The organism is Acetobacter senegalensis (assembly GCF_001580995.1).
In the GTDB taxonomy this organism is placed as follows: domain Bacteria; phylum Pseudomonadota; class Alphaproteobacteria; order Acetobacterales; family Acetobacteraceae; genus Acetobacter; species Acetobacter senegalensis.
Window position 1 is genome coordinate 21,849 of sequence record NZ_LHZU01000113.1, and the last position, 16,044, is coordinate 37,892.

Annotated in this window: 16 protein-coding genes; 11 read left to right on the plus strand and 5 right to left on the minus strand. The window is 54.6% G+C overall.

Going from position 1 to position 16,044, the window contains the following annotated elements; genetic code table 11:
* Positions 1 to 343: 343 nt before the first annotated feature.
* Together AD948_RS05075 and AD948_RS05080 are read right to left on the minus strand one after the other, a co-directional pair.
* A complete protein-coding gene (locus AD948_RS05075; RefSeq protein ID WP_061470983.1) occupies positions 344 to 1,714 on the minus strand; it encodes an NAD-dependent succinate-semialdehyde dehydrogenase in 1,371 nt (456 codons plus the stop codon).
* A gap of 16 nt (positions 1,715 to 1,730) precedes the next feature.
* Entirely contained in the window at positions 1,731 to 2,855 is a 1,125-nt protein-coding gene (locus AD948_RS05080; protein ID WP_061470984.1) for an alkene reductase, read from the minus strand.
* A gap of 115 nt (positions 2,856 to 2,970) precedes the next feature.
* Here AD948_RS05080 and AD948_RS05085 point away from each other — a divergent pair, with 115 nt between their 5' ends.
* Positions 2,971 to 3,333 (plus strand): winged helix-turn-helix transcriptional regulator, encoded by a 363-nt coding sequence (locus tag AD948_RS05085; protein WP_061470985.1) that lies wholly within the window; start codon positions 2,971 to 2,973, stop codon positions 3,331 to 3,333.
* 240 nt (positions 3,334 to 3,573) lie between these two features.
* Here the strand turns inward: AD948_RS05085 and AD948_RS05090 are convergent, their stop codons facing one another.
* Positions 3,574 to 4,521 carry an aldo/keto reductase gene (locus AD948_RS05090; protein ID WP_061470994.1) on the minus strand — a complete coding sequence of 316 codons (948 nt, stop codon included), beginning with the start codon at positions 4,519 to 4,521 and terminating at the stop codon, positions 3,574 to 3,576.
* Between AD948_RS05090 and AD948_RS18615 the strand changes: the two genes are divergently transcribed.
* Positions 4,402 to 4,719 carry a hypothetical protein gene (locus tag AD948_RS18615; RefSeq protein WP_227005059.1) on the plus strand — a complete coding sequence of 106 codons (318 nt, stop codon included), beginning with the start codon at positions 4,402 to 4,404 and terminating at the stop codon, positions 4,717 to 4,719. The genes AD948_RS05090 and AD948_RS18615 overlap by 120 nt on opposite strands.
* Before the next feature lie 110 nt (positions 4,720 to 4,829).
* On the opposite strand, the gene AD948_RS05095 is transcribed toward AD948_RS18615, so the two are convergent.
* The gene (locus tag AD948_RS05095) at positions 4,830 to 5,723 is read right to left on the minus strand and encodes a LysR family transcriptional regulator (RefSeq protein WP_061470986.1); all 894 of its coding nucleotides are present in this window, start codon (positions 5,721 to 5,723) and stop codon (positions 4,830 to 4,832) included.
* A gap of 150 nt (positions 5,724 to 5,873) precedes the next feature.
* On the opposite strand from AD948_RS05095, the gene AD948_RS05100 reads away from it, so the two are divergent.
* The 9 genes from AD948_RS05100 to AD948_RS05140 all read left to right on the plus strand — a co-directional run bounded on the left by AD948_RS05100 (position 5,874) and on the right by AD948_RS05140 (position 15,255).
* Positions 5,874 to 6,857, plus strand: a complete 984-nt coding sequence (locus AD948_RS05100) for an aldo/keto reductase (protein WP_061470987.1) — start codon at positions 5,874 to 5,876, stop codon at positions 6,855 to 6,857.
* A 24-nt stretch (positions 6,858 to 6,881) separates the two neighbouring features.
* Positions 6,882 to 7,742, plus strand: coding sequence for an aldo/keto reductase (locus AD948_RS05105; RefSeq protein ID WP_061470988.1), 861 nt, complete (start codon positions 6,882 to 6,884; stop codon positions 7,740 to 7,742).
* A gap of 392 nt (positions 7,743 to 8,134) precedes the next feature.
* On the plus strand, positions 8,135 to 8,410 hold the full coding sequence (gene frmR, locus AD948_RS05110) for a formaldehyde-responsive transcriptional repressor FrmR (protein ID WP_025829448.1): 276 nt from the start codon (positions 8,135 to 8,137) through the stop codon (positions 8,408 to 8,410).
* A gap of 41 nt (positions 8,411 to 8,451) precedes the next feature.
* The gene (locus tag AD948_RS05115) at positions 8,452 to 9,561 is read left to right on the plus strand and encodes an S-(hydroxymethyl)glutathione dehydrogenase/class III alcohol dehydrogenase (protein WP_061470989.1); all 1,110 of its coding nucleotides are present in this window, start codon (positions 8,452 to 8,454) and stop codon (positions 9,559 to 9,561) included.
* 59 nt (positions 9,562 to 9,620) lie between these two features.
* Positions 9,621 to 10,022 (plus strand): VOC family protein, encoded by a 402-nt coding sequence (locus AD948_RS05120; protein WP_003618982.1) that lies wholly within the window; start codon positions 9,621 to 9,623, stop codon positions 10,020 to 10,022.
* A gap of 24 nt (positions 10,023 to 10,046) precedes the next feature.
* Complete coding sequence (gene fghA / locus AD948_RS05125; RefSeq protein ID WP_025829447.1) at positions 10,047 to 10,874, plus strand: S-formylglutathione hydrolase; 828 nt, start codon at positions 10,047 to 10,049, stop codon at positions 10,872 to 10,874.
* A 226-nt stretch (positions 10,875 to 11,100) separates the two neighbouring features.
* Entirely contained in the window at positions 11,101 to 11,490 is a 390-nt protein-coding gene (locus AD948_RS05130) for a hypothetical protein (protein WP_061470990.1), read from the plus strand.
* Between the two features lie 70 nt (positions 11,491 to 11,560).
* On the plus strand, positions 11,561 to 13,891 hold the full coding sequence (locus tag AD948_RS05135; RefSeq protein WP_237938460.1) for a TonB-dependent receptor family protein: 2,331 nt from the start codon (positions 11,561 to 11,563) through the stop codon (positions 13,889 to 13,891).
* A gap of 11 nt (positions 13,892 to 13,902) precedes the next feature.
* Positions 13,903 to 15,255, plus strand: a complete 1,353-nt coding sequence (locus tag AD948_RS05140; protein WP_061470991.1) for a PepSY-associated TM helix domain-containing protein — start codon at positions 13,903 to 13,905, stop codon at positions 15,253 to 15,255.
* Between the two features lie 2 nt (positions 15,256 to 15,257).
* Here the strand turns inward: AD948_RS05140 and AD948_RS05145 are convergent, their stop codons facing one another.
* Positions 15,258 to 15,800 carry an SCO family protein gene (locus tag AD948_RS05145; RefSeq protein WP_248845923.1) on the minus strand — a complete coding sequence of 181 codons (543 nt, stop codon included), beginning with the start codon at positions 15,798 to 15,800 and terminating at the stop codon, positions 15,258 to 15,260.
* Between the last annotated feature and the right edge of the window lie 244 nt (positions 15,801 to 16,044).

Sequence of the window (16,044 nt, forward strand, 5' to 3'; positions counted from 1 at the left end):
TCGGAATGATCGGACTAGCGGTGCTCGGCGCGGCGACATAGAAGCTTGTGCTGCCTCCAGAAGCCCCATCCCTTTCTGTGACGGCAGGAACGGCTCCGTATCGTGATTTGCCGCTTCCCAACCAGACCGTGTTCCCGACCGTCAATGTCGCGACGTCCGTAGACGTGGGGTGCAGGTGCCCATAAGGTTTCTCTGGACTATCTTTATTCAACCCTTGGCGTGGTAATGATGAGCATCCTCGTTCACCAGTTTCACTTAACCACGGGGAACATTTGTCTTACTGAAGAGGGAATTTCCGTCCCGGACAGGAGTTTACCCGGGACAGGAAACTGCATCCTACCTGTCAGGCAACGCGGATCAGCTTGCGGTTGATGAACTCCTCAATACCCAGGAAGGACAGTTCGCGGCCAAAGCCTGAATTCTTGATCCCGCCAAAAGGCAGTTCAGGGGCCGCAGCCGTGGCTGTGTTGATGAACATCATGCCGGTTTCGACCGCTTCGGCCAGCCGTTCCGCCCGGCCAAGGTCACGCGAGAACACGGACCCACCGAGGCCATAGGGTGAATCATTGGCCATTTCGATGGCTTCGTGTTCCGAGGCGACTTTGTGTACGACGGCAACCGGCCCGAAAATTTCCTGATAGAAGACCGGGTTGTCCTTTGACACATTGGTCAGAATGGTCGGCTCCATGAAGAAGCCCTTGCGCTCCATCCGCTTGCCGCCAGCCACCAGTGTTGCCCCAGCCTTAACGGCTTCATCGATCTGCGCAAGTGCGGTGTCCAGCGCCTTTCTGCTGCTCATCGGGCCATGGGTGGTGCCCTCAGTCAGCGGGTCGCCGATGCGGAACTGTGTGATCGCCTTTTTCAGCCCCGCGACAAAAGCATCATAGACCTTTTCATGCACGATCATCCGCTTGGCCGCCGTGCAGACCTGCCCGTTATTGGCGAAGCGACCCCACGTTGCCCATTTGACAGCCAGTTCAAGATCCGCGTCATCCAGCACGATGAAGGCATCGCTGCCACCAAGCTCCATGGTGTCCTTCTTCAGCGCCGCCCCCGCTTCGGCCGCGACCGTCTGGCCCGCGCGTTCGCTGCCGGTCAGGGCGACCCCACGAATGCGGACATCCTTGATCAGTTCGGCCGACTGGTCGTTATCGAGGAAGATGTTGGTATAGACACCAGCAGGCGCGCCCGCATCATGGAACAGCTTCTCAAACGCCAGCGCGCATTGCGGCACGTTGGGCGCATGCTTGGCGATGACCACGTTGCCCGCCATCAGGTTCGGCCCCGCCACGCGGGCAAGCTGGTAATAGGGAAAGTTCCAGGGCTCAATGCAGTAGATTACGCCAAGCGGCTGGTTGATGATCTTTGCATGGCCTTCCTTGACCTTCAGATGCGTGGGGGCGAGGAATTCTGCCGCACCATCGGCATAGAAGGACAGGATATCGGCCGTGATGTCGATTTCCTCCAGCGCGTCAGGCAGCGCCTTGCCCATTTCGGTCGCAATCAGGCGCGCATGCGTCACGCGGTCGCGGCGCAGCAGGTCGGCGGCCTTTGACATGATGACCTTGCGGGCCGCGATATCGCGCTTTTTCCAGTCGGTCTTCCACTCATGGTCCGCGCGATCGACAATCGCCTTCATCTGTTCGGATGTGTGAAGCTCGAACGTGCGTTCCACGGTTTCCGTGGTCGGGTTGAGGGTCTGGTAAAAACTCATTGGTCCGTTTCCCTATTTATTGGTTGTGGAAAGGATAGTCGGTGTAGCCATGCGCGCCGCCGCCATACATCGTCGCCGGGTCCAGCGGATTGAGCGGCCAGTTATGTTCCAGACGCGCAGGCAGGTCGGGATTGGCGATGAACTTCCGGCCAAAGCCGATCATGTCCGCCCATCCATGGCCCAGCACATGCTGTGCCTTGTGCAGGTCGTACCGGCCTGCGCACAGGATGCGGCCGCCAAAGATGTCGCGCACGCTGGCGCGGAAGGCGTCCGGCATTTCGGGTGCGTTGTCCCAGTCAGCCTCGGCCAGCGAGACATAGGCGATGCCCGCATCCGCCAGCACGCGCACGGCCGCGGTGTAGGTCTCCGCCGGACTGTCCTCCAGCAGGCCGAGATAGACGCGCTCTTGTGTGGTCGTGCCGAACAGCGGGGAAAACCGCACGCCCATCCTGTCGGGCGTGACGACGGCGGAAACGGCCTCGACCACTTCGCGCAGGAACCGCAGGCGATTGGATAGGCTGCCGCCATAGGCATCGGTGCGGAAATTGGCCCGTTCGGATAGGAACTGGTTGATCAGGTAGCCATTGGCTGCATGGATCTCCACCCCATCGAACCCGGCTGACAGCGCGTTGTGCGCCGCCTGTGCATACATCTCCACCAGTTCATGGATTTCAGGAATGGACAGCGCGCGCGGCATGTTGGGTGGCACCAGCTTTCCTGTACCCGGCCCCGTGGGGATGAAGACGTTTACGCCTGTTGCCGCAACCGCCGACGGGGCGATCGGTGCCTCATGACCGGGCTGCAATGCCCGGTGGGACACGCGGCCCACATGCCACAACTGTGCAAAGATGGGTCGCCGCTCTGCGTGGACCGCATCGGTGACCAGTTTCCAGCCCGCGACCTGTTCAGGGGAGTAGATGCCCGGCGTCCAGGCATAGCCCTGCCCACGAGGTTCGATCTGCGTGCCTTCGGTGATCAGGAACCCCGCCTGCGTGCGCTGGGCGTAATACGTGGCCATCAGCGCGTTGGCGATGTCCCCGGGCTGGGTGCTGCGGCAGCGTGTCAGCGGTGGCAGGAAGATCCGGTTTTCAAGGGACAAATCGCCCAGCCGCACAGGATCGAATAAAGAAGACGAAGACATGATCAACCTTGTTCACAAATACAGGCCTTCCGTCCGGCCTGCATGTAAACATTGACCCACCCTCTAGTGTGCGCAAGAACGCACATAAACCGCCACTAGTGTCAGGAATGATACCATGCCCCGCATCCGTCACACCACGCTGGCCTGTAGCCCCGGCTGCACGGTGGAAGCCACGCTGGAACTGTTCGGGGGCAAGTGGAAGGCGCTGATCCTGTATCACCTGTTCGAGGACGGGGTGCTGCGGTTCGGCGAACTGCGCCGCCGCCTGCCCAATGTCACGCAGCGGATGCTGACCAATCAGTTGCGCGAACTCGAGGCGGACGGGCTGGTCTCACGCACCATTTTCCCCGAGGTGCCCCCGCATGTGGAATATGCCCTGACCGAGTTGGGCAAGACCCTGAAGCCGGTTATTCAGGCGCTCAAGACGTGGGGGGATCAGTATGCGCGTTCGGTTCAGCGGAACAAAGCTGCTGATTGAGATTAACGGCGAAGCGTTATGGACAATTCCTGCAGCAACCTGCCTGTCGGCATAGCAGAAGCAGAGCGGACAGGCAGCAATCGCCTCATGACGGACACGAGAAGCATCATGCTAAATTCTGAAAAGCGGACGTAAGTATCTGTATCTGCCGAGCTGAAAAAAGCTGAAGAGCGCTGCCAGTGAGGATGGTAGAAATAAGAGTCGACCGGCCCAGATACTTGCACCGGCTCTATCTTACTCCTAACCCTTTCCGAACCCCGATTTCTCGCTGTCGAGTACCTCCATCTGTTTCGGATCGTAGCGTTCCCCGGCAGCAGACCCTTTTGGAACTGCCTGCTCGATAGCAGCCAGATCGTCAGGCGTCAGCGCAAGATCAAGCGCACCCAGCGCCTCGGAGAGCCGATCGCGTCGGCGGGCTCCTACAAGTGGTACGATGTCGTCACCCTGTGCTGCCACCCAGGCAATTGCGAGTTGGGCCACGCTTGCGCCCTTGGTGGCTGCAATTTCGCGTAATGTCTCCACAAGGGCCAGATTGCGCTCGACATTGCCTTCCTGAAAGCGGGGACTACGAACCCGAAAATCCCCTGGCCCCTTAGCCCCTTGCCAGTGCCCACTGATTAGACCACGCGCGAGCACGCCATAGGCTGTTATGCCGATGCCAAGTTCACGACAGGCAGGAAGAATTTTGTCCTCGATGCCACGCGAAATCAGCGAATATTCAATCTGAAGGTCACTGATTGGGTGGACGGAAGCCGCGCGCCGGATGGTTTCCGGGCCAACTTCCGAAAGACCGATATGCCGGACATAACCCGCCTGAACCATCTCGGCGATGGCGCCAATCGTATCCTCGATAGGCACAGCCGGGTCCAGCCGTGCAGGCCGGTAGATGTCGACATGATCAAGCCCGAGCCGTTGCAGGGTATAGGCCAGGAAGTTTTTCATGGCAGCAGGCCGTGCGTCGTAGGAGCCCCAGTTGCCACCCGGGTCGCGCATCGCACCAAACTTGACGCTGACGAGGAATCTGTCGCGAGGAATATCCTTGATCGCCTCACCGATTAGCATTTCGTTATGGCCCATGCCATAAAAATCGCCGGTGTCGAGAAGCGTGATCCCAGCGTCCAGCGCGGCATGGATGGTAGCGATGCTTTCTTTCCGATCAGCCGGACCATACATGCCGGACATGCTCATACACCCAAGACCGATTTCGGATACCTGAGGGCCGCTCTTACCAAGTTGCCGCAATTTCATATTTCAGAAAAATCCCTATTTCTTGAAGCAGAACCCTACCACACAGGCTATCTTTCGATAACCTTTCTTCCGTGCAGCTTTTCGTCCTTTGGAACGGAACGAATTTTCCGTTTGATGGAGCAAGCGGACAGGCTGTAGTCGCCTTCATCTCGGTCATTTGAGCGTTTATAGTGGTTGCCCGAAAGCGGACATTGTTACGCGAAGCGCGACAGACGGAACGTGGGACTGTCGTCTCTGACAAAGCTTATTCATCCCTTGTAACGCAAAGCATCCAGAACAAGGCTAAATGCTGGCGAGGGCTGACGCCTGCTTGGGTAATATAGATAATAGCCGTCGAATGGCTCGCACCACTCTTCAAGAATTCGCACCAGGCTTCCGGAAGAAAGGTGATCTTTGACATGATCCTCAAGCATGAAAGCAATGCCGTGCCCGGTGAGGGCGGCTTCCATAATCAGATTGATATCATTGAACACAAGCTGTCCTCGTGTTTTAACCCGGATATCTTTGCCATCGCGCTCAAACTCCCAAGCGTATAATCCACCAGCAGTCGGCAAGCGCAGATTGATGCAGTTATGTTGCGCCAGATCGTACGGCGTTTCCGGAATGCTCTTTCCGCTCAGATATGATGGGGAGACCACAGCAGCCATCCGAAGACGTGGGCTGATTGGTATCGCAATCATGTCCTGCTCCAGTCTTTCTCCAAGCCTTATCCCGGCGTCATATCGTTCAGCCACGATGTCGACGAGGCCTCCTTCGATATTGATTTCTACATGGATGTCAGGATTTTCGGCAGTGAGACGATCAATAGCTGGCCAGAGCACTGCGCGCGCCGCATGAGCACTTGCTGTGATCCGAATGTTACCAGCCGGGCGGTCCCGCAACTCGGTCAGAGCGGCAAGCTTCTGATCAATCTCCTCAAGGGCAGGACGTAGTGTTTCTATAAGGCGCTCACCAGCCAATGTAGGTGCGACACTCCTGGTTGTACGTGTAAGGAGCCGGAGGCCCAATCTGGCTTCGAGCCGCCGAAGAGAATGACTGAGCGCAGATTGTGAAATGCCAAGCTTGCCTGCGGCCTTGGTAAAACTGCCTTCATCAGCAACTGCCATGAACATAGCCAGACTTCCAAGCTCTTCACGCCGCATTATGCTCAGGCCTTCTCACAGGTTTCATGACTAAAAGTCATAGACCCAAGAAATTTACCTTGTCTAATCGATTTATAAGTCTGGGCTTATGATTGGCGTGTTCAGAGCCTTGGCAGACGCCCAAGGATAAAACACGCGGGATCAAGAAACATGCAGAAACGTCTGTTAGGCCAGAGTGGTCTGGAAGTATCAGCGCTTGGGTTCGGCTGCATGGGCCTGAGCTATGGCTATGGCCCTGCCACCGATCGCAAGGATGCTATTGCCCTGATCCGCGCAGCATATGAACGTGGGGTCACTTTCTTCGATACTGCCGAAGCTTATGGACCTGGCATTAATGAAGAAGTAGTTGGGGAGGCGCTAGAGCCGGTTCGTGATCAGGTCGTGATTGCCACCAAGTTTGGTTTTGTAAACGGCGTGCCAGCACAGGGATTGGATAGTCGGCCGGAGCGTATTCGACAGGTTGCAGATGAAGCCCTGAAGCGCCTGCGGACTGACAGAATTGATCTCTTTTACCAACATCGCGTCGATCCAAACGTGCCGGTCGAAGATGTTGCCGGAACGGTGAAAGACCTTATCGCAGCAGGCAAGGTCAAGCATTTTGGCATGTCTGAAGCCGGGACGGATTCAATCCGTCGTGCACACGCCGTACGGCCGGTTGCCGCTCTCCAGAGTGAATATTCGATGTTCTGGCGCGAACCTGAACTGGAAATCCTGCCGCTTCTTGAGGAACTGGGTATCGGCTTCGTGCCATTTGCGCCTCTTGGCAAAGGATTTCTGACTGGAAAACTCGACCCGAAAACCGTGTTTCCCAAGGATGATTTCCGCAGCACCGTTCCTCGTTTCCAGGCTGAGGCACTGGCCGCGAACCAGGCTCTTGTTGATCTTGTCAAAGCCATCGCATCTGAAAAATCCTGCACGCCTGCGCAGATCGCCTTGGCGTGGCTTTTGGCTCAGAAGCCCTGGATTGTTCCCATCCCCGGTACAACCAAACTTCACCGCCTAGAAGAAAATCTGGGAGGGGCTGATGTCATTCTGACGCAGGATGATCTGGCCCGCATTGAACGGTCCCTCAATGACATCCCGCTTCAAGGGGCTCGTTATCCTGCTTCATATCAGAACCTGATCAATCGCTGAGCCACGACCGCGGAGAGAATAGTTATGACAATCACCACTCCTGCCGTGATGCTGAACAATGGGATCCAGATGCCCTCTCTTGGCTTCGGCGTATTTCAGGTTCCTGACCCTGCCGAGTGTGAACACAGTGTTCGGGACGCCATTGATGTCGGTTATCGGCTTCTCGATACAGCAACGTCCTATGGCAACGAGGAAGCAGTCGGTCATGCGATTCGCAACCACGGGATCGACCGTAGCGATTTATTCGTCACTACCAAACTTTGGATTGAAGATGCTAGCTATGAGGGAGCCAAGGCTGCTTTTGAGCGCTCGTTGAACAAACTTCAGACGGACTATCTCGATCTCTGGTTGATCCATCAACCATACGGGGACGTCTATGGGGCATGGCGCGCAATGGAAGAACTGTATCGTGCGGGCCGTATCCGCGCGATCGGCGTCAGCAACTTCTATCCTGACCGACTGGTGGATTTCGTGCTGCACAACGAAATCCCACCAGCGATCAATCAGATTGAGCTCCATCCTTTTCATCAACAGGACGATGCGCTGAAAATTCTGAAGCAATACGATGTTCAGGCGGAAGCCTGGGGACCGTTTGCAGAGGGACGAAACGGACTGTTCTCGAATGATCTGCTTCAGTCAATTGCGCAGAAGCATGGCAAGACCATCGCTCAGGTTGTGCTGCGTTGGTTGAACCAGCGCGGAATTGTCGCAATCCCCAAGTCAGTACGCAAAGAACGTATGGCCGAAAACTTCGCTATTTTCGACTTTATGTTGGACGATGCTGATGTTGAGGCAATTGCCACGCTTGACCAGAAAGCCAGCAGTTTCTTCGATCACCGCGATCCGGAGAAAGTCCGCTGGCTGGGGACAAGAAGTTTAGGGTGAGAAGTATCGTCTCAGGGGTGTCTGTGTGAATTGAGATTGTTGCGGATCTTATTCAAATCAAGTGAATGTTTTTTCGATCCATACGAGTTAAAGGGAATGTCCTGGTATCGACAATTTCGCGTCATGTCGGTCGTTTGGACCACAAGGTTGTTTGCCAAATAGCGGACATCAGCGCTTCAAAGCCTCGTTGCAGAGATTGTCTGGATCTCACTAATTGTACCTCTTGAATGATCCCAAGACACAGACGGGCAACCCATGGACGTTGCGATGAAAATTTCAGCGATACGGAATTGTGATCGGATCATATGACAAGCACGCCCTTATATCCTCGTCATACTGCCCTATAGTATGACAAGGATACTCAAGGGTAGTATATTCGGGAGTAAGCGTTCGTGCCGCACACACCAGCTGAGAAAAAGCGCGTTCTGACCCGCGTGCGCCGTATTCGCGGGCAACTTGATGCGCTGGAACAGGCTTTGGAGAAGGGAACTGATTGCGGTCCGGTGCTGCAACAGGTGGCGGCTATCCGGGGAGCGATCAACGGATTAATGGCCGGTGTTCTCGAAAGCCACCTGCGGGAAGAATTTGTTGAGTGTGCCGGTGATCGTGATGCTGCCAGTGGTTCGATCGAGAATGTGGTGTCACTCGTTCGATCCTATCTCCGGTAATGCCCTCGATGCTGGCTGATAGGTTATTTGGAGAAAAAATCATGAAATCACGGGCCGCAGTTGCTTTCGAGGCGGGTAAGCCCCTTGAGATTGTCGAGATCGATGTAGCGCCTCCTCGTGCTGGTGAGGTGCTCGTGCAGATCACGCATACGGGTGTGTGCCACACTGATGCGTTTACCCTGTCAGGGGATGATCCCGAGGGACTGTTTCCAGCCGTTTTGGGTCACGAAGGCGCGGGAATTGTCATCGAGGTCGGAGAAGGGGTCACCAGCGTTGCCCCCGGCGACCATGTCATTCCGCTTTACACGGCGGAATGCGGTGAATGTCTGTTCTGTAAGTCGGGAAAAACCAATCTCTGCATTTCAGTGCGCGCCACACAGGGTAAAGGTGTGATGCCGGATGGCACGACACGCTTCTCCTACAAAGGTCAGCCGATCCATCATTACATGGGGTGTTCGACGTTCAGCGAATACACGGTTGTCGCCGAGGTTTCTCTGGCAAAAATCAATCCCGCATCCAATCCAGGGCATGTCTGTCTGTTGGGATGTGGCGTCACCACAGGGATTGGTGCGGTACACAACACGGCCAAGGTGCAGCCGGGAGATACGGTTGCCGTCTTCGGTCTGGGCGGGATCGGTCTGGCGGTCATTCAGGGAGCGCGACAGGCAAAGGCTGGCCGGATTTTCGCTATTGATACCAACCCGGACAAGTTTGAACTTGCCAAAGCATTCGGCGCCACGGAATTCCTCAACCCCAAGGATTATGACAAACCGATTCAGCAGGTTCTTGTGGAAATGACCGGCTGGGGTATTGATCACACCTTTGAATGTATCGGAAACGTCAACGTCATGCGCGCGGCGTTAGAAGCCGCGCATCGTGGGTGGGGGCAGTCGATCGTCATCGGAGTGGCAGGGGCCGGTCAGGAAATTTCGACCCGTCCCTTCCAGCTTGTGACGGGGCGTTCGTGGCGCGGCTCGGCTTTCGGTGGGGTCAAGGGACGCAGCCAGCTTCCCGGCATGGTCGAAGATGCCATGCGTGGCGATATCGAACTTGCGCCTTTCGTAACCCACACCATGCCGCTCGAAGACATCAATACGGCCTTCGATCTGATGCATGAAGGAAAATCCATCCGTTCCGTCATTCATTTCTAAGGTCTACGTCTCACCGCGCAACATCATTTCCAATGGTTGGAAATTACAGGAGAACGATCATGGCAGTTATTTCCGGTGACGGTGTTTTCTCTCACGTTTTTCTTGGGGCAGTGGATACTGCGGTATCCGCGAAATTCTATGACGCCGCGCTTGCGGCTCTGGGCATAAAAAACCTGGGGCCGTTCGGGCATGGGTGGATTCTGTATGGCCGCGAAAAGCCAGCCTTCATCATTGCACGTCCTGGCAACGGTGAAGCGCCCTCAAGCAACGGTGTCACCATCGGTTTTGCAGCAGCGACACCCGCCGAAGTGGAGGCTTTTCATGCCGCAGGTCTTGCCAATGGGGGAACCGATGAAGGCGCACCCGGCCCGCGAAGCCACTTACCGGGCGCTTACGCTGCCTATCTCCGGGATCCGGCAGGGAACAAGATCTGCAGTTATACCTTCACGGACGGTAACTGACATGCGCAAAAGGCAGTGAGAGCCATGGAACGCAAGGAAACACACGCCTCTTTTGGGGGCGTGCAGGAAGTCTGGCGACACAAATCCGTGTCGTTGGGTGTGGAAGCAAACTTCGCGATCTACCTGCCGCCGCAGGCAAAAACTGAAAAGGTTCCCGTTCTTTACTGGCTCTCCGGTCTGACATGTACGGAGCAGAACTTCATTGGCAAGGCTGGCGCGCAACGCGTGGCCGCAGAACTGGGCATCGCCATTGTCGCGCCGGATACCAGTCCACGGGGCGTGGGTGTGGCTGATGACGATGCGTACGATCTTGGACAGGGTGCCGGATTTTACCTCAATGCGACGCAGGAGCCGTGGGCTGCGCATTATCGGATGTATGATTACGTCGTCACGGAACTTCCTGCGCTGATTGAGGCGAGCTTTCCGGTTACGCAGCAGCGAGGCATTGCGGGACATTCGATGGGTGGATTTGGCGCCATCATGATCGCACTGCGTAATCCTGGCCGCTATCGTTCTGTGTCAGCCTTTTCACCCATTGTGGCGCCAACGCAGGTACCATGGGGTGAAAAAGCATTCAGTGCTTATCTGGGTCCGGATCGTGCCAGTTGGGTAGCCTATGACCCGCTTGAACTTGTGCGGACAGCGAAGGAAAGACTACCTGTTCTGATAGATCAGGGTCTGGCGGACCAGTTTCTGAAAGAACAGCTCAGGCCAGAACTGCTCCAGGAAGCCGCACGGAATGCAGGGCAGGAACTTATCCTGAATCTTCGTCCTGATTACGATCACAGCTATTATTTTGTAGCCAGTTTTATTGCAGATCATCTCAGATATTTCGTGAGTAAACTACGATGAATAGATTGTGAGTTTTTTGGATCCGGAATTTTCTGGCTTTGAGTGGAGATGAAATCTGTTAGGGGCATCTTTCAAACTGTAAAATCAGCTGACAACTTTCTGCTCCTTCTATCCGGAATCAGACATGCAATGCTGCTCAAAGATCAGAGATGTCGTCATTGAATGGTAGGATTGAAGCGATCGGTATGGACTGGTTAACAGAGAGAACTTGATGTAACGGTGACACATGACTCCACGTGCTCACAGTCCAACTTACCTGCTGGCCTTCTGGCCTCTCGTATTGCTTGCACTGATTGCACGCCTGACATTTGGCGGGATTGCTTCCCCAGCGGCACTGGTCGACGATCCTCTCAAAACTTTCACGAAGCTGAACATTCTTTGCGACGATCAGAGCGCATCGTCTGATCCAGACGGACAGCACCATCGCTCAACCACCCCCGATGATGACGGCTTTCTTCTGTCCGAAGCATTGGACCTGCTCGTTGTAAGCATCATTTTCTGTCTTTTTGTGGGATTATGTGTTGCTGGCATTCGCCAGACATGGATGTTCACATCCATCCGGGGGCCGCCAACACCGAAACGGACTTCTCTCTGCCCTCAGGGGCCTCCTGCCTGATCTGAATTGAAAGAGCCGCTCACCTGCCATGCATGTGAGTATTTTGTGCTGTCTCTTCAGGTTCCTTCACATGTTTCGTATTGTTTATTTTTCACTCCCGTTTTACGGGACAATGGTCGCTGCCGCCATTTTCTCGGCTACCACTACCTACGCTGCCGTCGGCACAGAGAAACCTCGCCCACCTTTGAGTAACCGGGTTCTTCCTGCGTCTAGAACTAAAAAAAATCCCGTCAAAACAGAACAGATGCTTGTAACGGGATTAAGTCGATCCTCTGCCCTTACGCGTCCGGCAGGCCAGACGACTTATAGTTCCGACAGAAGTAATTTCGCGAACCAGGTTGGTCAGAGTGTTGCCGATATGGTTGTGACTATTCCCGGCGTCAGCTTTACTCAGGGGAATGGCCCTCGCGATACGAACGTGTCCATTCGTGGCTCAGGAGATCGTCAATCATGGGGACTTAAAAATATTCAGGTTCTGGAAGATGGGTTCCCCATGACCCAACCCGATGGGACCGCCCGGGCCGATCTGATTGATCCTCATGCCTATCAGGGTGTGGATGTTTTCGAGGGGCCTGCCTCAACCCTGTATGGTAATTACGCCATTAACGGCGCCATCAATTTCCGCACGCGAAAGGGCACAGACATCCACGGACTGGAACTGGGCTCCGATTTCGGCAGTTTCGGGATGTTCAACAATTACGCCACCCTCGGCTTTGGCAACAGACACTACGATCTGATGATCTTTGGCAGCGATGTGCGTGGAAACGGCTTCATCGCCAATAGCCGTTATAATACCTCGACAGAAAATATGCGGCTTCGTGTCAATCTGACGTCATCGGATCGTCTTATCCTGAAATTCGTCAACAACGTCACGGATGCTTTTCTGCCAGCAAGAGTGTCACTCAACCAGTATCGGGCCAATCCCTACCAGCGGGGGTGCACCAATGCGTCCAGTGCTGCGGCAGGTTGTGCGTCTGTCAATCTGCTGGTCAATGGCCGCTATGGCGCGAAGATTGCCATGAGCCCTGAAGAAGCCGGGTTGGGGCGCTTTGATCGGCGCACGGTGGTTGGTTTGCGCTGGGAGCATGATTTAAACAGCTACACAATCTGGCGAAACCAGTTTACATACGATCAGCGCCATATCGACCAACCAACGTCACCTATGGCGTATGTCGGTCCTTATAATTCCTATAATGTAAGCAGCGATATCACCAACCATGCGCAACTTGCTGGCAGATCGTTGGAAACGTTTGCTGGCGTCAGTTTTGATTATCTCGATTTTGGTTCGCAGACTTACAACATCATGCCCCTTGGCGGTGCGACACGAGGGGCCATGAATTCGGAAAGTTATGGGCACCAGTGGAATCTTGGCGCGCGCTTTCAGGAAGACTGGCATTTTGCACCCGACTGGCACATCGTCGTAGGGCTTGGCGGCACATATTCCGATATTGGCGCAACCGAAACACTCTATGGCTACTCCGCAACGGTCAACACCCAGCGGGCCATCACAGCCAATCGTTTCTATTTCAATCTCGCACCAGAAGGCGCGTTGATTTATACGCCTTCAAAAGACTGGACACTGCATACCCGTGTTGGCACAGCCTATGGCCCGCCATCCTCTTCCAATCTTTTCATTACGCCACAGGGGGAATACGGGAACAATACACAACTGAAAAGCCAGACAAGTGTCGGCGTTGATCTGGGAGCCGATTGGCATCCCTCCTCGACGATCAGCATTCAGGCAACAGGTTTTTACGAGTTTTATAAAAACGAGTTGGTCAGCCAGTCTGCCGGGGTCAACACCGTTGGCTCCTACACTTTCAACGCACCTGCGTCAGAACATCGTGGTGTTGTTCTGGGGGTTGAGTGGAAGCCGTTGCCGAAAATGCTTCCCGGTGGTCGGGTTAAACTGAGTTATACCTACGATAATCAGGTTTATACCAATTACACCGAGGTTCTTTCCAACAGCACGCTCTCACGCAGCTTCAGTCGTAAAGGGCACTATATCCCCGGGGTCATTCCCAATTTCCTCAATGCCCGCTTTCTCTATGATCAACCTGACGGTCCACTGGAAGGACTGGGTGGATATGCGGAAGTCACATGGCGGGATTCTTACTGGCTGGATAACGCCAATCGCCTGAAGGCGCCGGGTTATGCGCTGCTTAATCTTGAAATGCATTATGACCCTCCCGTCCGGTTCGGCTGGGCGCATCGTCTGCACTGGTATTTCGAGGTGCAGAACGTTGCCAACCAGACCTATATCGCAGGTGCCACCAACATCAGCGATAAACTGCAATCAGATGGACAACAAGTTGGTGCAGCCACACTCATGGACAGCACTGGTTCCATCTACGCAGGTACGCCCCGTGCGTATTTCGGCGGCGTGCGCATCAGGTTTTGAGGGATAGTACCATGACCATACACAGAGCCACTCTCTGGCCAGACCGTCGCACGCTCTGGCGCTGGCATTTCTTCTCAGGGCTGTTCTGCCTGCCTTTTGTGGCTTTTCTCTCGCTGACCGGGGCTGTTTATCTCTTCAAACCTCAGATTGATGACTGGATTGACTGGCGATATGACCATTTGCCCATAGTCCTGTCGCCCTCTCCCGAGCAGGACGTTCAGACAGCCGTAGCAGCCGTGCCGCAGGGGGCTTTTCTGGCTTATGAACTTCCCCGGACTGAGCAGAGTGCTGCGCGTGTTCTTGTTAGTAGGCCAGACGGCGAAGCTGTGCGGGTCTATGTGAACAGGAACACCCACACTGTTGTGAAAACTGTTCTGGAAGAAAGCAGATTTGAGCGGCTGGTTTTCCGGCTGCATGGGCAGTTGCTGTTGGGTAATGTGGGTTCTGTCATTATGGAAATGGTTGCATCATGGACCATTGTGCTCATTGTGACAGGCGTGCTGCTCTGGTGGCCACGTAATCAACGCGGACTGGCAGGCGTTATCTATCCACGCCTTGGAACAAAGGGACGAACCCGCTGGCGGGATCTCCATGCGGTCACTGGTATTTGGACGTCAGTGTTTCTCATACTGTTTCTGGTATCCGGTCTACCGTGGTCTTTCGTCTGGGGGCACGCCCTGCAATCAGTCGAGAGCACGGTTGGTCGTCTGACCTCTGTCAAGGACTGGGAAATTGGCGCGGTTCCAGCCGCCACGGTTATAGCAGGGCTCCCGGTCGGACAACCACATAGCCTTCCCGTAAAAGACAGTATGGATATGCCCGGTATGGACATGCCAGCCGCCTCCCCCTCTTTTCCTGAAGGAGACTTGTTAAGCAGTCTGGATACTGTTGTACAGACTGCGAACACTCTTTCCCTGCCAACTCCGGTAATCATTACACCGTCTGGCTCTCTATGGACTGTGCGTTCCGACACGCAAAACCGACCTTTGCGGGAAAGTGTGACGGTAACACCCGACGGCCATGTGATGACACAGGAAACGTTTGCCCAGAAAGGCTTTATGGATCGGATCATTGGCTACGGTGTTGCTGCGCATGAGGGCCAACTTTTTGGAGGGATAAATCAGGCTATCAACCTTTTAGTGGCAGTCGGCTTACTGATGATGAGCACTGCAGCATCAGTGTTGTGGCTTAAACGCAAACCTGCGGGCTCTTTGGGTGCTCCGGCCGCCGTGCCCTCTCGGAAATACGGCATTGTCGGTATTACGACCCTTGTCATTCTGGGGCTGCTTCTACCAGAATTGGGGGTCGCATTACTTGTTCTGGTTCTCGCAAACCTGATGTTTGCGAGATTACATCCGACCTGACATCAGGAGGAGGGTAATAGCCGTCTGAGTTCGCTTGCAATCTGATGGGCACTGGCATCAACGGGGATCATGCCAACCAGATGGTTTTGTCCGTCCATGAGGTAAAGGAGCGAACTATGATCGACGAGATAGCCTGAACCATTGGGGGCACGACGTCGTGCTGAGACATGAAATGCCTTCATAACTGGCTGAAGCTGTCTTTCGGAGCCAGTCAGGCCGACAATATGAGGGGAGAAACGTTCAACATACTCTTGTAACACTGCAGGAGTATCACGTTCGGGATCAACTGAAATGAACAAGGGAATAATGTTTTGTCCCCGCTTACCAAGCTCATCAAGAGCGGCTGACACGGTCGCTAGTGTCAACGGGCAGACATCCACACAGTGTGTATAACCAAAATACAGAAGCGTATAACGTCCCTCAAAAGCCGCCTGATTGACGGTCTGCCCATGGCCATTAACCAGAGTGTAAGGGCCGCCAATCTGTGTATGCTGCTGCGACGTCAGAAATAGTCTTAGTCCCACAGCCCCAGAAAACAGAAACATTATGATACAAAGAAGAGGAAATATCTTTTTCCACTCCTGTCGTCTCGAAAGAGGGACTTGCTTGGTTAATGCAGTTTTTATGGGTTTCTTGCTATTCATTGTGCCATCATAGCAAACAGTATGCCGAACGACAGCAAGACATCTCCTTTCAATTTCCATGGCCGCTTTTTATTGCCTTCAAACATAAAGCCGACCTTCCGTTCTCCTGAAGGGTTTCGGGCGCCGCGAGGCGTACGAAAGTCTG